Source organism: Curtobacterium sp. PhB136 (genome assembly GCF_004346855.1).
Lineage (GTDB): Bacteria > Actinomycetota > Actinomycetes > Actinomycetales > Microbacteriaceae > Curtobacterium.
On the sequence record NZ_SMGH01000004.1, the window covers coordinates 692,881 to 712,135 of the forward strand.

Annotated in this window: 23 protein-coding genes; 19 read left to right on the forward strand and 4 right to left on the reverse strand. The window is 72.5% G+C overall.

Features of this window, described 5'->3' with window-relative positions; all coding sequences use genetic code 11:
- Positions 1–11 precede the first annotated feature (11 nt).
- Positions 12–1,337 carry a glutamyl-tRNA reductase gene (locus EDF27_RS03305; protein WP_347812793.1) on the forward strand — a complete coding sequence of 442 codons (1,326 nt, stop codon included), beginning with the start codon at positions 12–14 and terminating at the stop codon, positions 1,335–1,337.
- Positions 1,338–1,357: 20 nt separating this feature from the next.
- Positions 1,358–1,756, forward strand: coding sequence for an NUDIX domain-containing protein (locus tag EDF27_RS03310; protein ID WP_243698182.1), 399 nt, complete (start codon positions 1,358–1,360; stop codon positions 1,754–1,756).
- A 46-nt stretch (positions 1,757–1,802) separates the two neighbouring features.
- Here EDF27_RS03310 and EDF27_RS03315 read toward each other — a convergent pair whose 3' ends face one another.
- Complete coding sequence (locus EDF27_RS03315; RefSeq protein WP_123701063.1) at positions 1,803–2,099, reverse strand: hypothetical protein; 297 nt, start codon at positions 2,097–2,099, stop codon at positions 1,803–1,805.
- A gap of 131 nt (positions 2,100–2,230) precedes the next feature.
- On the opposite strand from EDF27_RS03315, the gene EDF27_RS03320 reads away from it, so the two are divergent.
- The 11 genes from EDF27_RS03320 to EDF27_RS03370 all read left to right on the forward strand — a co-directional run bounded on the left by EDF27_RS03320 (position 2,231) and on the right by EDF27_RS03370 (position 7,856).
- Positions 2,231–2,893 carry a DUF4232 domain-containing protein gene (locus EDF27_RS03320; protein WP_243698183.1) on the forward strand — a complete coding sequence of 221 codons (663 nt, stop codon included), beginning with the start codon at positions 2,231–2,233 and terminating at the stop codon, positions 2,891–2,893.
- 31 nt (positions 2,894–2,924) lie between these two features.
- A complete protein-coding gene (locus tag EDF27_RS03325; protein ID WP_132047325.1) occupies positions 2,925–4,097 on the forward strand; it encodes a helix-turn-helix domain-containing protein in 1,173 nt (390 codons plus the stop codon).
- Between the two features lie 160 nt (positions 4,098–4,257).
- Positions 4,258–4,725, forward strand: a complete 468-nt coding sequence (locus tag EDF27_RS03330; RefSeq protein ID WP_132047327.1) for an Asp23/Gls24 family envelope stress response protein — start codon at positions 4,258–4,260, stop codon at positions 4,723–4,725.
- The gene (locus EDF27_RS03335) at positions 4,722–4,913 is read left to right on the forward strand and encodes a DUF2273 domain-containing protein (RefSeq protein WP_123655115.1); all 192 of its coding nucleotides are present in this window, start codon (positions 4,722–4,724) and stop codon (positions 4,911–4,913) included. The genes EDF27_RS03330 and EDF27_RS03335 overlap by 4 nt, the downstream gene beginning before the upstream one ends.
- On the forward strand, positions 4,910–5,224 hold the full coding sequence (locus tag EDF27_RS03340; RefSeq protein ID WP_123655114.1) for a hypothetical protein: 315 nt from the start codon (positions 4,910–4,912) through the stop codon (positions 5,222–5,224). Before EDF27_RS03335 ends, EDF27_RS03340 begins: the two co-directional genes overlap by 4 nt.
- An 8-nt stretch (positions 5,225–5,232) precedes the next feature.
- Positions 5,233–5,823: a DUF6286 domain-containing protein gene (locus tag EDF27_RS03345; protein WP_123655113.1), complete on the forward strand. Its 591-nt coding sequence runs from the start codon at positions 5,233–5,235 to the stop codon at positions 5,821–5,823.
- Positions 5,820–6,383 carry a hypothetical protein gene (locus EDF27_RS03350; RefSeq protein ID WP_123701059.1) on the forward strand — a complete coding sequence of 188 codons (564 nt, stop codon included), beginning with the start codon at positions 5,820–5,822 and terminating at the stop codon, positions 6,381–6,383. The genes EDF27_RS03345 and EDF27_RS03350 overlap by 4 nt, the downstream gene beginning before the upstream one ends.
- A 92-nt stretch (positions 6,384–6,475) precedes the next feature.
- Entirely contained in the window at positions 6,476–6,649 is a 174-nt protein-coding gene (locus EDF27_RS03355) for a CsbD family protein (RefSeq protein WP_123655111.1), read from the forward strand.
- A 76-nt stretch (positions 6,650–6,725) separates the two neighbouring features.
- Positions 6,726–7,214, forward strand: coding sequence for an Asp23/Gls24 family envelope stress response protein (locus EDF27_RS03360; RefSeq protein ID WP_123655110.1), 489 nt, complete (start codon positions 6,726–6,728; stop codon positions 7,212–7,214).
- Complete coding sequence (locus tag EDF27_RS03365; RefSeq protein WP_123655109.1) at positions 7,211–7,633, forward strand: MFS transporter permease; 423 nt, start codon at positions 7,211–7,213, stop codon at positions 7,631–7,633. The genes EDF27_RS03360 and EDF27_RS03365 overlap by 4 nt, the downstream gene beginning before the upstream one ends.
- Before the next feature lie 31 nt (positions 7,634–7,664).
- On the forward strand, positions 7,665–7,856 hold the full coding sequence (locus EDF27_RS03370) for a hypothetical protein (protein WP_123655108.1): 192 nt from the start codon (positions 7,665–7,667) through the stop codon (positions 7,854–7,856).
- Between the two features lie 259 nt (positions 7,857–8,115).
- Here EDF27_RS03370 and EDF27_RS03375 read toward each other — a convergent pair whose 3' ends face one another.
- Entirely contained in the window at positions 8,116–9,054 is a 939-nt protein-coding gene (locus tag EDF27_RS03375; RefSeq protein ID WP_123655107.1) for a serine hydrolase, read from the reverse strand.
- Positions 9,054–11,018 carry a M13-type metalloendopeptidase gene (locus tag EDF27_RS03380; RefSeq protein ID WP_123655106.1) on the reverse strand — a complete coding sequence of 655 codons (1,965 nt, stop codon included), beginning with the start codon at positions 11,016–11,018 and terminating at the stop codon, positions 9,054–9,056. Before EDF27_RS03380 ends, EDF27_RS03375 begins: the two co-directional genes overlap by 1 nt.
- Positions 11,019–11,109: 91 nt before the next feature.
- Between EDF27_RS03380 and EDF27_RS03385 the strand changes: the two genes are divergently transcribed.
- Positions 11,110–12,453 (forward strand): solute carrier family 23 protein, encoded by a 1,344-nt coding sequence (locus EDF27_RS03385; RefSeq protein WP_123701055.1) that lies wholly within the window; start codon positions 11,110–11,112, stop codon positions 12,451–12,453.
- Positions 12,454–12,523: 70 nt separating this feature from the next.
- On the forward strand, positions 12,524–13,834 hold the full coding sequence (locus tag EDF27_RS03390) for an MATE family efflux transporter (RefSeq protein ID WP_123701054.1): 1,311 nt from the start codon (positions 12,524–12,526) through the stop codon (positions 13,832–13,834).
- Positions 13,835–13,908: 74 nt separating this feature from the next.
- Here the strand turns inward: EDF27_RS03390 and EDF27_RS03395 are convergent, their stop codons facing one another.
- Positions 13,909–15,018, reverse strand: a complete 1,110-nt coding sequence (locus tag EDF27_RS03395; protein ID WP_123655103.1) for a substrate-binding domain-containing protein — start codon at positions 15,016–15,018, stop codon at positions 13,909–13,911.
- Between the two features lie 54 nt (positions 15,019–15,072).
- Here EDF27_RS03395 and EDF27_RS03400 point away from each other — a divergent pair, with 54 nt between their 5' ends.
- From EDF27_RS03400 to EDF27_RS03415, 4 genes are all read left to right on the forward strand, one after another.
- Positions 15,073–16,407: an MFS transporter gene (locus tag EDF27_RS03400; RefSeq protein ID WP_123701052.1), complete on the forward strand. Its 1,335-nt coding sequence runs from the start codon at positions 15,073–15,075 to the stop codon at positions 16,405–16,407.
- Between the two features lie 9 nt (positions 16,408–16,416).
- Positions 16,417–17,112 carry an endonuclease NucS gene (gene nucS, locus EDF27_RS03405; RefSeq protein ID WP_132047329.1) on the forward strand — a complete coding sequence of 232 codons (696 nt, stop codon included), beginning with the start codon at positions 16,417–16,419 and terminating at the stop codon, positions 17,110–17,112.
- An 88-nt stretch (positions 17,113–17,200) separates the two neighbouring features.
- Entirely contained in the window at positions 17,201–17,932 is a 732-nt protein-coding gene (locus tag EDF27_RS03410) for an HAD hydrolase-like protein (protein ID WP_123655100.1), read from the forward strand.
- Complete coding sequence (locus EDF27_RS03415; RefSeq protein WP_165931349.1) at positions 17,929–19,188, forward strand: MFS transporter; 1,260 nt, start codon at positions 17,929–17,931, stop codon at positions 19,186–19,188. Before EDF27_RS03410 ends, EDF27_RS03415 begins: the two co-directional genes overlap by 4 nt.
- Positions 19,189–19,255: the final 67 nt, after the last annotated feature.

Here is a 19,255-nt window from a genome sequence, read left to right on the forward strand (position 1 = left end):
TGCGCGGTACCATGGAGTACGTGCTCATCTGTCTCACGGCGTCGCATCGCAACGCCAGCTTCGACCTCCTGGAGCGACTGAGCATCGGCGCCCCCGCGGCCGCCTCTCGACTGGTCACCGACTCGGACGTCCTCGACGGCGCCGTGGTCCTCGCGACCTGCAACCGCTTCGAGGCCTACCTCGACATCGCCGGCGACGACAGCGACTCCGCGGTCGCCGCCACGGTCGACGCCGTCGCCGCCGCGAGCGGGCTCGTCGGCACGGACGTCCTCGACTCCGTCTCCGTGCTCGACGGCAAGGACGTGGTCCAGCACCTCTTCGCCGTCTCCAGCGGCCTCGAGTCCGTCGTCATCGGCGAGACCGAGATCTCCGGACAGGTCCGCCGCTCGCTCGAGGACGCCCGCGCCAACGGCACGACCACCTCCGACCTCGAGCGGCTCTTCCAGGAAGCGGCGCACACGTCCCGCGGCGTCAAGACCCGCACCCGCATCGGTGCGGCGGGCCGCTCGCTCGTGCGACTCGGCCTCGAACTCGCGTCGTCCCGGGTGACCGACTGGGCCCGGACGAACGTGCTCCTCGTCGGCACCGGCAGCTACGCCGCAACCACCATCGCCGCCCTCCGCGACCGTGGCGCCCAGCGCATCCAGGTGTACTCGCCGTCCGGCCGCGCACCGTGGTTCGCCGCCAAGCACGACCTCGTCGCCGCGCACGACCTGCACCAGGCGATCCTCTCGAGCGACGTCGTGATCACCTGCACCTCGAGCGAGGTCCCGGTCATCGGCGCGGCCGACCTCGACGACGGCGTCCGCCGGATCGTCATCGACCTCGGGCTCCCCCGGAACGTCGCGGCAGAAGCCGCGGCGGTGCAGGGCGTCGAGCTGCTCGACCTCGAGACCATCAGCATCCACGCTCCCGTGTCCGAGCTGAACGCCGAGTCCGAGGCCCGTGCGATGGTCGACGACGCCGTGTCCCGGTTCCGTGCGCAGGCGCTCGAGCAGTCCACGACGCCGGCGCTCGTGGCCTTCCGGAAGCACGTGTTCGACATCCTCGACGCCGAGATCGAGCGCTCGACCCGGCGCGGCGACGTCACGCCGGAGTCCGCCGAGCAGACCGAACGGGCACTCCGGCACCTGGTCGGCGTCCTGCTGCACCGGCCGTCGGTCCGCGCGCGTGAGCTCGGCCGAGCCGGACGTGGCGAGGAGTTCGTCGGCGCCCTCGACGCCCTGTTCGGCGTCCGCCCCGAGCCCGAAGCGGAACTGGACGTGCCCGCCCCGGTCGTCCCGCTGGCGGAACGCACCGCGTGCCCGCGCAACGACGACGAGGCGGACGCGAGCTGAGCCTCCCGCCCGTCCTGGACGTGTCCGCGCTCCTGCTGGTGCGCGACCGACGCGTCCTGATGGTGCGAGCACGGCAGCGCGACGTGCTCTACCTGCCCGGCGGCAAGACCGAACCCGGCGAGACCGCGGTGGAGGCGGTGGTGCGCGAGGCGTTCGAGGAGACCGGCCTGCGGCTCACACCCGACGACGTCGACGAGTTCGCCGTCGTGACGGAGCCCGCGCACGGCCAGGCTCCGGGGACCGTCGTCGCCATGACGCTCTTCCTCGCCCGGCCCGGCGGCGCACTCGACGCCGCGATCCCGGTCGCCTCGGCCGAGGTCGACGAGGTCGAGTGGGTCACCGCGGCGGATGCCGATCGCTGCCCGCCCGCGGGCGTGGAGACGCTCCGCCTGCTGGTGCAGGCGGAGCTCATCGACTAGCGACGGCGCTGGCCGTTCCCGCTGTCGCGGGCCGTTCCCGGTGTCGTCAGCCGTTCTCGGTGTCGTCAGTGCCGGAGCCCGAGTCGACGTAGTGGCCGACCTCGCCGGAGGGACGCGGTTCGTTCTCGCCCGGGATGTCCGACTCGACGTACTCGCCGTCGGTGTCCGTCTCGGTGGGGACGTCCTCGCCCGGGATGTCGCTCTGGACGAACTCGCCGACCGGCTCGTCCGTGTGCGGGCTGTCCTCGCCGGGGATGTCGCTGTCGACGAACGCCCCGGCTGCCGGCTCGACGCCGTCCGCCCGGTCCGCGTCGCCTCGGATCTGCTCGTGCTTGCCTGCCATGTCCGTCCTCCGGGTCCTGGAACGGCACCGATGCCGTTGTGCGCGAGTGTGCTCGTGGTCCCTGAGTGGCGCCCGAACCAGTTCGCACATGGAAGTGGTTGCCTGTCGGCATGCACCGCAGCAGTCGACCGATGATCGTGTCCGCAGGCGTCGCACTCCTGGTGGCGGGGGCCCTGGCCGGGTGTTCCTCCGGCGGCGACGCCACACCGACCGCCACCGCGACGCGGACCGTGACCGCATCACCCTCCACGACCCCGGCGGCCGACGCTCCCACCGCGTCCGCGACGGCACCCGCCACCTCCGGGTCCGCCTCCGGTTCCGGTTCCGGTTCCGGTTCCGGTTCCGCGACACCGACCCGGTGCGTCGCGGCGGACCTCGCCGGCTCGCTCGAAGCGGGCAGCGGCGGCGCGGCCGGCAGCACGTACGTGCACCTCGCGCTGCGGAACACCGGATCCGCGACCTGCACGTTGCAGGGGTGGCCCGGCGTCTCCTTCGTCGGTGGCGGGACCGGCACGCAGATCGGCGCAGCGGCCACGGAGGACCAGAGCGGCCCGCACCCCACGGTGACGCTCGCCGCCGGCCAGACCGCGGTCGCGCAGCTGCGGATCGTCAGTGCAGCCGCCTTCGACACCGCGACGTGTCAGCCGCAGACGCCCGACGGGTTCCGCATCTACCCGCCCGGGTCGAAGCAGTCACTCTTCGTGGAGGACGCCGGCAGCACCGCGTGCAAGAACCCCGACGCGGCGCTGCTGTCCGTCCAGGCGCTCGTCCCCGAGGGCCAGGCGACCTCCTGACAGCGGGACGCCCGGGTGCCATGATGGCGAGGTGACCTCGTCGTCGTCGACCGGATTCCGCAGGCAGCGGTTCACCGATCACGACGGCACCGACTACGCGGCGATCTTCACGTCCGAGTACGGCGGGTCGGACTTCGCCTCCGAGACCGCTGCGGCGCCCGAGGCCCGGTACGAGTACACGGTCGTCGGTGACGACGACCTCTCGCTGCGCACGATGCGCGCGACCGGTGGCCGACGCGGCGGGGTGATCGGCCCGCGCGGCGACCACGTCGTGTTCTGGCTCGCCCAGGGGCACCTCGAGATGCACTTCGCCGACCGGAGCCGGGTGGTCCTGCCGGGAGCGCCCTACATCGCGTCCGCGTCCGAGGCCTACCGGTTCGAGTCCGAGGAGACCGTCTACAACGGGGTGCACGTCGCCGACCGCTTCCTCCGGAGGGTCGGGCGCGAGCTCGGGTTCCGGCAACCGGACGGCCCGCTGCTGTTCGCGCAGCAGGACGAGGTGATCGCCCGCCGGGAGCCGCTCCGCCGACTGATCCGGGAGCTCAGCCCCGCCCTCCTCGACGACCGCGTGCAGGGCGCGATGCGGACCGCGCTGAACCGGCGGCTGGCCGTGGTGGTCCTCGACACCTTCCCGCTCCGTGACCTCGGGGACGACGTCCCGGTCGCGAACCGGCTGCGGGACGCGATCCGGTTCATCGAGGAGCACGCGCGCGAGCGTCCCCCGGTGCGCGCGATCGCGGACGCCGCGGGCCTCGGCGAGCGCGGGCTGCAGGAGGTCTTCGTCCGGACGCTCGGCACCACCCCGAGCCGGTTCCTCCGCGACCACCGACTCGACGAGGTCCGTCGGGAACTCCTGCGGGGCCGGACGGAGGACGCCGCGGGCGACGTCGCCCGGGCGTGGGGGTTCACGAACGCCGGCCGGTTCACCGCGACCTACCGCGAGCGGTTCGACGAGAGCCCGGGGACGACACTGCGTGCCGCACAGTCGGCGACGGGGGTCGTCCAGCGCGCGACGGCGTTCATCGAGTCGCACGCCGCCGAGCCGCTGACCGTCGAGCAGATCGCCGCCGCGGCCGGCGTCCGTCCGCGTCGCCTGCAGCAGGTCTTCCGCGACGAGTGCGGCACCACGCCGATGGCCCGTGTCCGCGCGGTCCGGGTCGGCACGGAACGCACTCCGACGGCCGGAAACGGCGTCGACGACTGAGCTGTCCGCACTTCGGGGGACAGAACCGTCCCCGAACCGGGCCTGTCTGGCAGCTCCCTGGGACGTGGTGCCGACGTGTGACTTCTGTCGACCCCAGCCCGTCTCATCCGTGAACAGCAACCGCTGGGAACACCCGGCGGGCATCTCGGAAGGAGCCACCATGGCCGACACCACGTCCACCCCCACCACCGCAGCGGCGACCACGTCCCGCGCGACGATCGCCTCCTCGGCGTCCAGCAGCGCCACCACCACCGGCAAGACCGTCATCGACGACACCGTCGTCTCGAAGGTCGCCGGTATCGCCGCCCGCGAGGTCAACGGCGTGCACTCCCTCGGCGGCGGCGCAGCCCGTGCCATCGGCGCTCTCCGTGACGCCATCGGCCAGCGCGACCTCGCCCAGGGCGTCAAGGTCGAGGTCGGCGAGACGCAGATCGCCGCCGACATCGTCATCGTCGCCGAGTACCCGGTCCCGCTCCAGCAGGTCGCCGACAGCGTCCGCGCCTCGGTGAGCCGCGCGCTCGAGCAGATCGTCGGCATGGACGTCACCGAGGTCAACGTGACCGTCCAGGACGTCTTCATCCCGGGCGACGACGACGATGACGACAAGAAGGAGTCGCGAGTCGCATGAGCACCACCCTCTCCGGCGCCCTGATCGGCGCCGTCCTCGCAGTCGTCGCACTCCAGTTCGGCTTCTGGGGCTTCGTCCTCGTCGTCGTGTTCGCCGCGGTCGGTGCCCTCGTGGCAGCGCTCGTGTCCGGCCGCATCGACCGCGGAGCCCTGACCGACGTGCTGACCGGGCGCCGGAGCTCCCGGTGAGCGGCGGCCCGGACGTCCCGGGCCGCGTCGAGATCTCGGCGCGGGCCCTGACCTCCTGCGCCCGCGCCGTCGCCGCCGAGCACCTCGGAGCACCCGTCAAGCAGGTCCGCGTCGCCCTCGGCGACCACCGGGGCTCCCTCGCGCTCGACATCACCGGCCCGATCGCCGCGGCCGACGACCTCGTCGGCCGCGCGACCGCCACCGCCGCCGAGGTCCGCGACCGCGTCAGCGAACTGACCGGCCGTCGGGTCGGCAGCGCCCACATCGAACTGACCGGGATCGTGCGGGAACGCACGAACCGGGTCCGGTAGGAGACGTCATGAGCAGCAACACCGTCGGCGGCAACGCCGTCGAGCGACGCATCCGGCGACGGAGCGTGCACCGCTCGCGATCGACCGCCGTGTCCGTCGCGCTCGTCGTGCTCGCCCTGGTGGCTGCCTGGATCGGCACCGAGTCGGTCCTGCGTGCCGTCGGCGCGGCCCCGCTCCTCGCCGACCCGCAGACCGCCGTCGACGCGGCCCTCCGCCCGGACGCGGCGTTCGTCACGATCGCCGAGGTGATCGCAGTCGTCCTCGTCGTCCTCGGCGTGGTGCTCGTCGTCCTGGCCGTGAAGCCCGGCCGTCAGCACCGGTCGCCGGTGCCGCACGATCGCGGTGCCGTCGTGATCGACACCCGCATCATCGCCGCGACGGCCGCCAACGCCGCGGGCTCCGTGGCCGGCGTGCCCGAGGGCAACGCCACCGCCAGCTCCCGCGGCAACCGGACCGACGTCCGCGTGGTCCCGGTCTCCGGCATGCCCGTCGACGAGAGCGCCGTCCGCGCCGCCGTCGAGGAGCGACTCAACCGGCTCGACGAGCGCTTCGGCCGTCGGGTGCGCGTCCGTGTCGCAGAACAGGGGACGCTGTCATGACCAGGAGCAACCGCACGCTCAACCGCATCATCCTGTTCGTGCTCGGGATCGTCGCCGTCCTGGTCGGTCTGACCATCGGCGCCGGCGTCCTCCCGGCCGTCCGTGACGCCGTCCGCCCGTACCTCGAGCTGCCCCGCAGCCTCGACGTCCCCGCGACCTCCCTCTGGATCGTCGCCGTCGCCTGCGCCGTCGTCATCGTGCTGGCGCTCGTCTGGGTCTTCACCCGCGGCGGTGGCGGCACGTCCGTCGCCGTCCGGGAACGCTCCGGCGACGACGCCGTGACCATCAACGTCGCGCTCGTCCGGGACGTCGTGGACCACGAGCTCAGTGACGTCCGTGACGTCGTCGGCGCCAAGGTCGACGTGTTCCAGGTCCGTCGGCAGCGTGCCGCCCGGATCCGGGTCGCCGTCCGGCGCGGTGGCGACGCCGTCGCCGTGCTCGACGCCGTCGACCGCGCACTGGCGGTCCTCGACCGCACGCTCGGACGCCCCGTCCCCGTGCTCGTGCACCTGACCGGGGGGACCCGTTCGGTGCTCGCGAAGGCGAGTCGCGTCCACTGAGGCCGACCGCCGGACGCACGACGGGCCTCCCGGCCGTCACCACCACCCACACCACCGCAACGGGCGCCTGCCCACCGAAGAAAGGAACCCTCATGGGTCTCGACGACAAGATCAAGAACGCCGCACAGGACATCGCCGGCAAGGCGAAGGAAGCCCTCGGCAACGCCACCAACGACGACTCCAAGGTCGCTGAGGGCAAGAAGGACCAGGCCTCGGCGAGCGTGAAGCAGACCGGCGAGGACGTCAAGGACGTCTTCAAGAACTAGCGCGACCGCAGTGACGACGACGGGGCAGCCGCATCCGGGTGCCCCGTCGTCGCCTGTCCGGACCGAGGAGGAGACCATGCACGACGAGACACACGCACGCACGTCGGTCACCGAGGTGACGCTGCCGGCGTCCCTGACCGCACCGCTGCCCGAGGACGCGAGCCCGCTCGACGTCGCGGCCCGCACCGCGGCGACGACCGCGCTCGGCGTCGACGGGGTGCACCACCTCGGCGGGGTCGTCGAACGGGCAGCCGACCAGTTGCGGTCCCGCCTCGGCCGTTCCGCGACCACCGTCGGCGTGCAGGTCGACGACACCGACGGGATCCTCGAGGTCCGGGTGTCGCTCGTCGTCACCTACCCGGAGCGCGTCAGCGCCGTCGCGGACGAGGTCCGCGCGCAGGTCGCCCACGCCGTCGGCCAGCTCGCCGCGCTGCCGGTCCGCGTCGACGTGCACGTCACCGACGTGCACGGGCCGTTCGACGACGCGCCGTCGGCTCCCGCGACCGCGGATCCCGTGCTCGCCGGTTCCGCGACCGCGGACGCCGCGACCGAGTCGGCGTCGTGACCGTCTGGTCGGGGCGCCGCGGCCGTCGGTTCGCCCGTGAACGCCCACCCCGAGCACGCGGTGTCTGGATCGCGACGGTCGTCGGCGTGCTCGTCATCGTCCTCGTCTTCGTGGGCGTGTTCCTGCCGCTCGTCGGCTTCCTCGCCGGTGTGACGGCCACCACCGCCGGACTCGTGCCGTTCCCGGTCGTCCGCGTCACGCTCGTGACCGTCCTCGGCGGGATCGTGGTGCTCGCGTTGCTGATCCTCGCCGTGACCCGGCGACGTACGGTGGCGTCGTGGGTGCCGGTCGTCCTCGCGGTCGTCGTCACCCTCGTGGTCACGGCCTACCCGCTCGTCACCGTCGCCATCGGGTCGGCAGACCGGGCCGGGGACGTCGGGCCCATCATCACCGACCTCGTACGACGGATCACCGGCTGACCGGCCGCGATCCGACACCGAAAGGAACACCATGCGCAACCGCATCATCGTCATCGGAGCAATCGTGCTCGTCGCGTTCTGGTTCGGGTCCCGGGCCAACCGTCCCGTGATCAAGCAGTCGAAGGGCGAGACCGCCCGGAAGATGTGGAACGACCCGCACGCCCGCAAGTCGCGGAAGAAGCTCGGCAAGAAGATCGCGAAGGCCGCGAAGAAGCACCGCTGAGGCGGCTGGGGCTGGCCGGCGGCTCGCTGCCGCCCTCGGCCCGACTCGGAACGACAGGGTCGCTGTCGTACGACGACGACTTCGTCGTCAGCCAGCGTCTGCAACCGTTGCGCAGGCGTGCTTGCGACACCGTTGTCGTCGTACGACAACGGTGTCGTCGCGCGTTGCGCGTGCATGCACGGCCGGGAGGCTCACCCCGCCGCACGACGTCGGCTCCGGCGCGTGCACGGCCGGGTCCAGGGCCGCACGACCAACGGGGTCAGCGGGTCACGACGACGTGCACCGCGTCGAGGACCTCGGTGCCCATCGTCCGCATCGCCTCGACGACCGCGAGCCGTCGGTCGAGCGTGTCGTCGTCGAACGTCACCGTCACGGCGTAGCTCACCGACGACCCCGGACCACGCAGCACGCCCGCCTCGGCACGCACACCCGGACCCGAACCGGTCACCGCGACCGACTGCAACCCGTGGTCGAGCGCCCGGTGCGCGAACGGATCGAGCCCGAACGACCCGGCCACCAGGGTCAGGTCGCCGGCGAGCGAGAGCCATCCGAGCACGCGGTTCGACACGCCCTCGTCGACGACCTCGCCGAGGGCCAGACCCCGCATCACCCAGCTGAGCTCACCGGTGGCCGCGACCGCGACGTCCGGGGCGTCGTCGGGCCCCCGGCGGTCCCGGACCCGGTCGATGAACGCCGACCGCTCGACCCCGAGCGACTCGGCCCGTTCCCGGACCGCGTCGATGCCGACGGTCGAGAGGAGGGCGTTCGTCGCCCACGCGTCCGCGGTCGCGCCGACCAGCGTGGCCAGGTCGGACACCTGCATCGTCGGCTCCTGCAGGAACTGCCAGAGGCCGGGGCCGGTCGCGGTGTCCCGCGCCATCCGCTGGAGCCGGTCGCCGTGGAGCCGGCCGTCCTCGAGCCGGGCGGCGACCTCGATGAGCAGCAGCACCCGACCGAGTCCGGCGACGGGCTGCACGAGCCGGTCGTCGATCGCCAGCAGCGCCTTGCCGCTGGAGGTGTCGATGACCGAGGCGCTCACGCCCGCGCCGTCGAACGCGAGCGCGCCGAGCGCCTCGACCGTCGCCTGGAAGCGGTCCTCGCCGCCACCGCGGTGACGACCCCGCGCACGGTTGCCCGCCGCGGCACGACCGTCGTGGCGTCGCCGCCGCGAGGACGGTGCCGCGTCGGGCTCCACCATCACCAGATCGAGACGCGCTCGGCGGGGTCGAGGTACATCGCGTCCTGCTCGGTCACGCCGAAGGTGTCGTAGAACACGTCGATGTTCTTGACGACCTGGTTGCAGCGGAACTCGGTGGGCGAGTGCGGGTCGATCTGCAGCAGTCGTGCCGCTTCCTCCGGCCGGATCGCCATGCGCCAGGCCTGCGCCCAGCTGAGGAAGAACCGCTCGGCACCGGTCAGGCCGTCGATCACCGGGGGCTCCTGGCCGTCGAGCGAGAGCAGGTACGCCTTCCACGCGATGGACAGGCCACCGAGGTCGCCGATGTTCTCGCCGATCGTCAGGGCACCGTTGACGTGGCCGTCCGGGACCTCGGTCGGGACGAGCGCGTCGTACTGGGCGATGAGGGCCTTCGTGCGCTCCTCGAACGCCAGGCGGTCGGCTTCGGTCCACCAGTTCTCGAGGCGGCCGTCACCGTCGTACTGCGAGCCCTGGTCGTCGAAGCCGTGGCCGATCTCGTGGCCGATGACGGCACCGATCGCGCCGTAGTTCGCGGCGGCGTCGCGGGCGGCGTCGAAGAACGGGAACTGCAGGATGGCGGCCGGGAAGACAATCTCGTTGAAGCCCGGGTTGTAGTAGGCGTTGATCGTCTGCGGGGTCATGAACCACTCGTCGCGGTCGATCGGCTTCCCGATCTTGCCGAGCTCGCGGTCGACCTGGAAGGCCGCGACGGCGCGCACGTTGCCGAGCAGGTCGTCGGCGGCGACCGGCAGCGCGGAGTAGTCGCGCCACTTGACCGGGTACCCGATCTTCGGCGTGAACTTGTCGAGCTTGTCGAGCGCGCGGGCCCGGGTCTCGTCGGTCATCCAGTCGAGCGCGGTGATGCTCTGCCGGTACGCCTCGACGAGGTTCGCGACGAGGTCGTCCATCGTCACCTTCGAGGTCTCGTCGAAGTGCTCCTGGACGTAGATCCGTCCGACTGCTTCGCCCATGGCGCCCTCGACCAGGGAGACGCCGCGCTTCCAGCGCTCGCGCTGCTTGGGCGCCCCGGTGAGTGCGGTGCCGTAGAACGAGAAGCTCGTCGCCGAGAACGCGCTCGTCAGGTACGGCGCCGACCCGCGGATGACCTGCCAGGCGAGCCAGTCCTTCCAGGTGCTGACGTTCTCGTCGCGGAGGAGCTCGGCCAGACCGGTGAGGAACGAGGGCTCGCGCACCACGACGGTCTCGAACGCGCCGACCGGGGCACCGATCGACTCCCACCACAGCTGCAGGTCGATCCCGGGCGCCAGCGCGGCGACCTCGGCCCACGGCAGCTTGTTGTACGTCTTCTGGCTGTCGCGCGTGGCGACGTTGTCCCAGTGCTTGCCGGCGAGCTCGGTCTCGAGCCGGATGACGTGCTCGGTGCGGTCCGCGCTCTCGTCGTAGCCGGCGAGGGGGAACATCGCGCCGACGAACTCGCGGTACTTGTCGCGGATGTCGGCGAAGCGCTCTTCGCGGTAGTAGGACTCGTCGGGCAGCCCGAGCCCGGACTGCTCGAGGAACACCACGTAGGACTCCGGGTCGCCCGGGTCGTTGTCGACGAAGAGCTGGATGAAGCTCGGCAGGCCGAGGCGCTCGAACCGACCGACCATCCGGACGACCTCGTCCTTGGTCTCGATCGCGGCGATCTCGGCGAGGAGCGGCTCGATCGGCGCGGTGCCGAGCGACTCGAGCGCGGTCTCGTCGGTGAACGAGGAGAACAGGTCGCCGACCTTGCGCTCCTCGGTGCCGGGAGCGGCCTGCTGCGAGCGCTCGATGATGTCCCGGACGGCGACCTCTGCCGCTTCCGCGAGGACCGTGAAGGACCCGTAGCGCGCCTTGTCGTCGGGGATCGGCGTCGCCTGGATCCACTGCCCGTTCACGTGCCGGTAGAGGTCGTCCTTCGGCTGCACCGTGGCATCGAGTTCGTCGGTCTGGATTCCGGTGGTGCCTGCGACGTCGGTCATGCGCTCCACGATAGTCACCGACCCCCTGGCGTCCACCCCGGGACCCGGACCGGCGCCGTCACGGGGGTGCGGGTGCCGGTACGGTCGTCGCATGGGACTCCCGTGGAAGCTGCACGGAGACGGCGCGACCGTCTCGGCGACGACGATCGTGGCACCGGACGAACGCCTCACCTGGGGCCGCACGATCGGGCTCGGCGTCCAGCACGTCGTCGCGATGTTCGGCGCGACGTTCCTCGTCCCGCTGCTCACCGGCTTCCCGCCGTCCACGACCCTGCTCTTCAGCGGCATCGGGACGATCCTGTTCCTGCTCATCACCGGGAACCGCCTGCCGAGCTACCTCGGGTCCTCCTTCGCCTTCATCGCCCCCATCGGTGCCGCGACGAAGATCGGCGGCATCCCCCTCGCGCTCTCCGGCATCATCGTCGTCGGTGCGCTCCTCGCCGTGATCGGCCTGGTCGTGCACCTCGCCGGCGCCGGCTGGATCGACCGGCTGATGCCGCCGATCGTCTCCGGCGCGATCGTCGCGTTGATCGGGTTCAACCTCGCCCCCGCGGCGCGCGACAACTTCACGAAGGCCCCCGTCGTCGCGTTGATCACCCTGCTCGCGATCATCCTCGTGACGGTGCTCTTCAAGGGACTGATCGGGCGGCTCTCCATCGTCATCGGCGTGGTCATCGGGTACGTCGCGGCGCTCATCGGCGGGCAGGTGGACTTCTCCGCCGTCGGCGCTGCCGCCTGGGTCGGGCTGCCGGAGTTCACCGCGCCGGCCTTCGACCCGTCGCAGCTCGCGATCTACCTGGCGTTCGTGCCGGTCGTCCTCGCGCTCATCGCCGAGAACGTCGGCCACGTGAAGGGCGTCGGACAGCTCACCGGCCGTGACCTCACGCCGCTGACCGGTCGGGCGCTCTTCGCCGACGGCATCTCCACCGTGCTGGCTGGTGTCGGCGGCGGCTCCGCGACGACGACCTACGGCGAGAACATCGGCGTGATGGCAGCGACCCGGGTGTTCTCCACCGCCGCGTACTGGGTGGCCGCGATCGTCGCCGTCCTGCTCGGGCTCTCCCCGAAGATCGGTGCGGTCATCTCCTCCGTGCCCGCCGGCGTCCTCGGCGGTGCGACCACCGCCCTGTACGGCCTGATCGGCGTCATCGGCATCCGGATCTGGGTGGAGAACCGCGTCGACTTCTCCAAGCCGAAGAACCAGCTGACGGCGGGCATCGCGCTCATCATCGGCATCGCGGACTTCACGTTCTCGTTCGGCCAGGCGAGCTTCGGCGGCATCATCGTCGGGACCGTCGCGGCGATCGTCGTCTACCACCTGATGGACCTCATCGGTCGGGCGCGCGGCACCGACCCGGCCACGCCCGAAGTGTCGGAGTCCGCACACGCCGCCACCGGCGGCGTCCCTGCGGAACCGCGCGCCGACCGCGGCTGACGCCACCAGGCGACGGACGGGAGGCCCGGGTCGGGCCCGACCCGGGCCTCCCGTCCGGCATGATGTCGTGATGGCCTCGTCCCGCCGCGCCGTCGACCGCGACATCGTCCGGCTGGCACTGCCGGCGCTCGGCGCCCTCGTCGTCGAACCGCTGTTCCTGATGACGGACACGGCGCTGGTCGGGCACCTCGGCGCGACGTCGCTCGCGGCGGTCGGGCTCGCCGCCGCCGTGCTGCAGACCGTGACGGGGCTGCTCGTGTTCCTGGCCTACTCGACGACCCCGGCCGTCGCACGGGCGCTGGGCGGCGGCGACCGGCGCGGCGCGGTGCACGCCGGCATCGACGGGATGTGGCTGGCCCTGGGACTCGGGGTCGTGCTCGCGCTGATCGGCTGGCCGCTCGCCGGGCCGCTCGTGTCGCTCTTCGGCGCAGCCGCCCCGGTGTCGAGTGCCGCGACCGCCTACCTGCTCGTCTCGCTCATCGGCCTGCCCGGGATCCTCGTCGTGACGGCGTCCACCGGCCTCCTCCGTGGACTGCAGGACACGAGGACGCCGCTCGTCGTCGCCACGGTCGGCTTCGTCGCGAACGGACTGCTCAACGCACTCCTGATCTACGGCCTCGGGTGGGGCGTCGAGGGCTCCGCCGCGGGCACCGTCATCGTGCAGTGGGCGATGGCCGCCGTGTACGTCGTCATCGCGGTGCGGGCTGCGCGGACCGTGGGCGCTCCGCTCCGGCCGGGCGCATCGGGCGTGGTCCGTGCGCTGCGGTCGGGGGCGTGGCTGTTCCTCCGGACGGCGTCGCTCCGCGTGGCGATGCTCGCCACGATCGCGGTCGCAGCGGGGCTCGGCACGACCGGGCTCGCGACCACCCAGGTCGGGCTGACGGTGTTCGGCACGCTCGCCTTCGCCCTGGACGCGCTCGCGATCGCGGGGCAGGCGCTCGTCGGGCACGCCCTCGGGGCCGGGGACGCCGACCGGGTGCGGCTCGTCACGACGCGGCTCGTGGTGCTCGGCATCGCGGGCGGGGTGATGCTCGGGGCGCTGACGCTGGCAGTCAGCGGCGTGCTCGGCCCGGTGTTCGGAGGCTCCGCGGCGGTGCGGTCGTCGCTGCCGGTCGTGCTCGTGCTCATCGCGGCGGGGATGCCGATCGCCGGGTACGTGTTCGTGCTCGACGGGGTGCTCATCGGGGCGGGCGACGCCCGGTACCTGGCGATCGCCGGCGGGGTGAACCTCGTCGTGTACCTGCCGCTGCTCTGGGCGTTCGGGGACGGGCTCGCGGCGCTCTGGGCGGTGTTCTCGTTCGGGTACATCGGGGTGCGCGCGGTGACGCTCGGCGTGCGGGCGCACCGGCCGGGGTGGATCGCGGTGGCGATGGCGCGCTGAGCGTCGGGTGGGCTGCGCGGCGCGGGCGCACGGTGCGCGGGTGCCGCGGCGGCGCGGGCAGCGCGGCGGCGGCGCTACGCGCGCGGCGGCGCCGTCGTGTCGCCGATGCGGAGCTCGGAGCGGAAGGACGCCGGCGTGGGTGCGGCACCCTCGAGCATGGCGAGCGCAGCACGTGCCGCCGCCTGGCCCTTCTGCACGAACGGCTGCACGAGCGTGGTCAGCTGCCGGATCGGGGAGCGGTGGAACAAGCTGTCGTCGACCTGGATGCCGTCGAAGCCGACGACGCTGACGTCCTCCGGCACGCGGAGCCCGGCCTCGAGCGCGGCGGAGATCACCCCGACCGCGAGCAGGTCGCTCTGCGCCACGACCGCGGTGGGACGGCTGCCCCCCGGTCCGAACAACGCGGCACCGGCAGCGCGGCCTTCCTCCACCGAGCTGCCCCCGGCCTCGATCGCGACGGCGTCCGGGAAGACGCCGCGCACCCCGCGGAGCCGCTCCATCGTCGTGAACGCCGTGCCCGCGGCGAACCGCTCGGCGGAGATCGGCCCGCGCTGCCGCTTGGCGTCGAGCGGCAGGGTGACGACCGTGACGGACTCGTGCCCGAGGTCGCGGAGGAACGCCGAGGCGCGTCGCGAGCCCTCGCGGTTGTCGAGCTGGATGGGGACGGCGCCCTCGATGTCGTCGGCCTCGATCGCGACGACCGGGATCCCGCGACGCCGGAGCACGGCGACGGCCGGGTCGACCCGCACGTTGCAGCCGACGAGCACCACCGCGTCCATCGGCGCGTCCACGAGGGGTCCGGCACCCCGTTCGTCGTCGAGCGGGCTGCGGACGAGGAGCAGGGAGGCCCCCGCTTCCCCCGCGACCTCGGCGATGCCGTCGAGCGTCAGGACGTTGACCGGGTCACGGAAGGCGTCACTGAGTCGCTCGTCCATCACGACGCCGATCACGCCGGAGCGACCGCGGCGGAGCGACCGTGCACGCGGGTCCGGGCCGTCGTAGCCGAGCGACGCCGCCGCGGCGAGCACGCGTGCCCTGGTCTCCTCGGAGACGGGGCCGCTGCCGCTGAAGGCGAGTGACGCGGTGGATGGTGCGACCCCGGCCGCGCGCGCGACGGCGACGAGGGTCGGCCGTGCCGTCCGGGCCGAGCCCGACTCGCCGCTGTCTGTTGCCGTGTCGTCCATCGCCGGTTAGCGTATCCGAGAACCTCACTCGAATCGATTCGATCGGAAAGAACCATGACGACGGCGTCCCCCACCTGGACCGCACCGAGCACCCGCGCCTGGCGCAACGCGGTGTTCGTCGTGTTCACGCTCTCCGGGCTCGACATCGCCACCTGGCTCGGGCGCATCCCGAGCGTGCGCGACGAACTCGGCGCGAGCACCCTGGAGATGGGTCTGCTCGTCGTCGGGATGTCCGTCGGGTCCATCGCCGGTCTCACCTTCGCGGGTCACATCGTCGGCCGTCTCGGTGCCAAGCGCGGGGTGCAGATCGCCGCCGTGTGCCTCGCGCTCGGCCTCGTCATGGCCGGGATCTCCGTCAGCCTCGGCTGGGGCTTCGCCGCCATCTGGATCAGCCTCATCGCGTTCGGGTTCGGCAACGGCCTCTGCGACGTGTCGATGAACGTCACCGGGGCCACGGCCGAGCGGCTCGGCGGCCGGACGATCATGCCGCTGTTCCACGCCGCGTTCAGCGTCGGGACCCTGGCCGGCGCCGGCCTCGGCGCCCTGGCCGAGCGCTACGAGGTCCCCGTCGCCCTGCACTTCATCGTCCTCGGGATCGTCACGAGCATCGCGCTGGTCACCGTCGTCCGCTGGTTCGGCGACGAGCGGGTGTCCGACCCCGAGCCGACCGACACCAGCCCCGTCACGCTGCCGGTCTCCCGCTGGGCGATCTGGAAGCAGCCGTCGACCCTGCTCATCGGCGTGATCGTCCTCGGCATGGCCCTGGCCGAGGGCTCCGCCAACGACTGGCTCCCCCTCGCCATGATCGACGGGCACGGGCTCGCCAACGACGGCGGCTCCGCCGTGCTCACCGTGTTCCTCGCCGCGATGACCGTCGGCCGGATCGCCGGCAGCCCCCTCATCGACCGCTTCGGCCGGGTCCCGGTGCTCCGCACGAGCGCTGCGGTCGCCGTCGTCGGCCTCGGCATGCTGATCTTCGTCCCGAACGTGCCGCTCGCGATCGTCGGCGTGGTGCTCTGGGGCCTCGGCGCGAGCCTCGGCTTCCCGATGGGCATGTCCGCCGCGGCCGACGACCCCCGCACGGCCGCCGCCCGAGTCAGTGCCGTGGCCACCATCGGGTACGTCGCGTTCCTCGCCGGGCCGCCGATCATCGGGCTGGTGGGCGAGCACTTCGGGCTGCTCAACGGGCTGCTCATCGTGTTCGTGTTCATCATCGCCGCCGGGCTGGCATCGGGGGCGGCGCGCGAGCGGACGCCGGGCGCGACCGCCGGTGCGGGAGACCCGGCCCGGGGCGGGGGCGACGGACCGAGCGGGGCCGAGCCGAGCCTCCAGGCAGAGAACGCGACGAAGGCGGACGCGACGTCCGGAACGCGACCAGACGCCGGTTAGGCTTCCGGGGTGCGTCTCGTCATCGCCCGCTGCTCCGTCGACTACGCCGGTCGCCTGTCGGCCCACCTGCCCCTCGCGACTCGGCTCCTCATGCTCAAGGCCGACGGCTCGCTGCTCGTCCACTCGGACGGCGGCAGCTACAAGCCGCTGAACTGGATGAGCCCGCCGTGCTCGATCGAGATCGGCGACCCCTCCGACGAGCAGGCCGAGAACGGCATCGAGCAGGTCTGGACCGTCACGCAGAAGAAGACGCAGGACAAGCTCGTCGTCTCCATCTACGAGGTGATCGCCGACGAGAGCCACGACCTCGGCGTCGACCCGGGCCTGGTGAAGGACGGGGTCGAGGCGCACCTGCAGCAGCTCCTGTCCGAGCAGATCGAACTGCTCGGGGACGGCCACACCCTGGTCCGCCGCGAGTACATGACCGCCATCGGACCGGTCGACATCCTGGCGCGCGACGACGCGGGGGCAAGCGTCGCGGTGGAGATGAAGCGCAACGCGAACATCGACGCGGTCGAGCAGCTCACCCGGTACCTCGAGCTGATGAACCGGGACCCGCTGCTGCGTCCGGTGCAGGGGGTGCTGGCCGCGCAGACGGTGGCACCGCAGGCGCGCACGCTGGCCGAGGACCGCGGCATCCGCGTGCTGGTCCTGGACTACGACGCGATGCGGGGCATCGAGGGCGGGCACACCCGCCTGTTCTGACCGGGCGGGAGGCCCGGGTCGACGCCGCCCCGCACGGCACGACGCACGGGTGGGCCGGTTCCGGTCCCCCGGTTAGGGTGGGTACGTCATGACAAGCCCGTTCAGCGCCATCCTCTTCGACCTCGACGGAACCATCAGCGACTCGGCGCCGGGCATCCTGGAGAGCCTGACGTACACGTTCCGCAAGGTCGGCGTCCCCGTTCCCGACCGCGCGACGCTGATGTCGTTCGTGGGCCCGCCGATCCTCGACACGTTCCGCATCGCGATGGGCATGGACGAGGCGCTGGCGGACCGCACGCTCGCCGTGTACCGCGAGCACTACTTCTCGCACGGGGCCCTGGACTCGACGATGTTCGCGGGGATCGACGTCGTGCTCCGCACCCTGCACGAGGCCGGCCTGCCGATCTCGACCGCGACGAGCAAGCCGGAGACCCCGGCGACGTACATCCTCGACCACTACGGACTGACCGGGGACATCGACATCATCACGGGGGCCAGCGACGACGAGGTGCGGTCATCGAAGGCCGACGTCGTCGAGGAAGCGCTGAAGCGGCTCGACGCCCGCGGGTTCGACATCTCGCGGCCGGTGCTCGTCGGCGACCGCCTGCACGACGTCGAGGGCGCCGCGGTGCACGGCGTCCCCGTGGTCTTCGCGGAGTGGGGCTACGGCTCCCCCGCCGAGGCCGAGGGCACCATCGCGCAGGCTGCGACGCCGCTCGACCTGCTGCCGATCCTGCTGCCGGGGTCGTCGGACTCGTCGCTCCCCGCGTCCGACGCGTCCGACGCCGCCGACGCTGCCGACGCCTCCGCTCGTTCGTGAGCACCGGAACAGTGGTCCGCCGCGCGGGCTGGGTCCTGCCCGTCGCGATCGTCCTCGTCGCGCTGAACCTGCGCGGGCCGATCGTCGCGCCGGCCCCGGTGATCGGGGACATCCGCCTCGACCTCGGTCTCACCACCACGGTCGCCGGACTGCTGACGACGATCCCCGTGCTCTGCTTCGCCCTCGCGACGCCGCTCGCCAGCTGGGTGATCGCGAAGGCCACCCCGGAGCGAGCACTGTCGCTCTCGCTCCTGATCGTGCTCGCCGGCACGATCGTCCGGTCGCTCCCGAGCGCCGCGGCGCTGCTCATCGGCACCGCGGTGATCGGCATCGGCATCACCATCGGCAACGTCGTGATCCCGGTCGTCATCCGGCGGGACACCTCACCTGAACGCGTCGGCATCGTCACCGGCGTGTACACGTCGGCGCTCAACGTCGGGTCGATGACGACCTCGCTCGGAACCGCGCCGATCGCCAGCGTCTGGGGGTGGCCCGCCGCGATCGCGGTGTGGGGTGTGCTCGCCGTCGTCGCCGGACTCGCGTGGTCGTACGCCGTCGGGCCCCGAGCTGCATGGCTCCGACCGGTGGCCGGCGCTCCCGTGGAACCGCTGCCCGTGACGGGGCCGATCGACCAGGTGCTCGGCACCGGGGCGATCCGGCTGCCCGACACCGCCTCCGCCGGGTCCGCGCCGTCCCGCCGCCCGACGCGCTGGGTGACCATCGGACTGACGCTGGCCTTCGGCGGGCAGGCGTTCTCCTACTACGCGCTCACCGCCTGGATCCCGACGCTGCTGCACGACGACATCGGTTTCTCGAAGGCGTCCTCCGGTGCGAGCTCGTCGGTGTTCCAGATCCTCGCGGTCGTCGGTGCGCTGGGCGTCCCGGTGCTCGCCGCACGCTGGCGTCCGCGCGCGATCCTGTCCCTCGTCGCGTTCCTCTGGCTCGCCATGCCGCTCGGGCTGCTCTTCGCGCCCCAGCTCTGGCTGCTGTGGTCGATCCTCGGCGGTGCGGCGCAGGGCGGCGGCATCACGGTGATCTTCATCATCATCGTGCGGCTCGTCTCGAACGACGACGACGCCCGGCGGATGTCCGCGTTCGTGCAGGGCGGCGGGTACCTGATCGGGTCGGCCGGGCCCCTCGTCGCCGGTGCGCTGCACGGTGCGACCGGGGACTGGACGGCACCGCTGCTCGTCGTGCTCGTGGCGGTCCTGGTGCTCGGGGTCGTCGGGACCCTGGCCGCGCGCCGGGTCCCCTGACCCCAGCGGTCGGCCGCGCGCGAGGCCTACCCGCGCGCGGACGCCCCGCGCGGAGGGGGGTCGTTTC

What these genes read in the sequence shown, in the direction of transcription:
- EDF27_RS03305 (WP_347812793.1), top strand. Translation starts at nt 12, where the DNA reads ATGGAGTACGTGCTCATCTGTCTCACGGCGTCGCATCGCAACGCCAGC.
- EDF27_RS03315 (WP_123701063.1), bottom strand. Translation starts at nt 2,099, where the DNA reads ATGGCAGGCAAGCACGAGCAGATCCGAGGCGACGCGGACCGGGCGGAC.
- EDF27_RS03320 (WP_243698183.1), top strand. Translation starts at nt 2,231, where the DNA reads ATGATCGTGTCCGCAGGCGTCGCACTCCTGGTGGCGGGGGCCCTGGCC.
- EDF27_RS03330 (WP_132047327.1), top strand. Translation starts at nt 4,258, where the DNA reads ATGGCCGACACCACGTCCACCCCCACCACCGCAGCGGCGACCACGTCC.
- EDF27_RS03335 (WP_123655115.1), top strand. Translation starts at nt 4,722, where the DNA reads ATGAGCACCACCCTCTCCGGCGCCCTGATCGGCGCCGTCCTCGCAGTC.
- EDF27_RS03345 (WP_123655113.1), top strand. Translation starts at nt 5,233, where the DNA reads ATGAGCAGCAACACCGTCGGCGGCAACGCCGTCGAGCGACGCATCCGG.
- EDF27_RS03350 (WP_123701059.1), top strand. Translation starts at nt 5,820, where the DNA reads ATGACCAGGAGCAACCGCACGCTCAACCGCATCATCCTGTTCGTGCTC.
- EDF27_RS03355 (WP_123655111.1), top strand. Translation starts at nt 6,476, where the DNA reads ATGGGTCTCGACGACAAGATCAAGAACGCCGCACAGGACATCGCCGGC.
- EDF27_RS03360 (WP_123655110.1), top strand. Translation starts at nt 6,726, where the DNA reads ATGCACGACGAGACACACGCACGCACGTCGGTCACCGAGGTGACGCTG.
- EDF27_RS03370 (WP_123655108.1), top strand. Translation starts at nt 7,665, where the DNA reads ATGCGCAACCGCATCATCGTCATCGGAGCAATCGTGCTCGTCGCGTTC.
- EDF27_RS03375 (WP_123655107.1), bottom strand. Translation starts at nt 9,054, where the DNA reads ATGGTGGAGCCCGACGCGGCACCGTCCTCGCGGCGGCGACGCCACGAC.
- EDF27_RS03380 (WP_123655106.1), bottom strand. Translation starts at nt 11,018, where the DNA reads ATGACCGACGTCGCAGGCACCACCGGAATCCAGACCGACGAACTCGAT.
- EDF27_RS03385 (WP_123701055.1), top strand. Translation starts at nt 11,110, where the DNA reads ATGGGACTCCCGTGGAAGCTGCACGGAGACGGCGCGACCGTCTCGGCG.
- EDF27_RS03390 (WP_123701054.1), top strand. Translation starts at nt 12,524, where the DNA reads ATGGCCTCGTCCCGCCGCGCCGTCGACCGCGACATCGTCCGGCTGGCA.
- EDF27_RS03395 (WP_123655103.1), bottom strand. Translation starts at nt 15,018, where the DNA reads ATGGACGACACGGCAACAGACAGCGGCGAGTCGGGCTCGGCCCGGACG.
- EDF27_RS03400 (WP_123701052.1), top strand. Translation starts at nt 15,073, where the DNA reads ATGACGACGGCGTCCCCCACCTGGACCGCACCGAGCACCCGCGCCTGG.
- EDF27_RS03410 (WP_123655100.1), top strand. Translation starts at nt 17,201, where the DNA reads ATGACAAGCCCGTTCAGCGCCATCCTCTTCGACCTCGACGGAACCATC.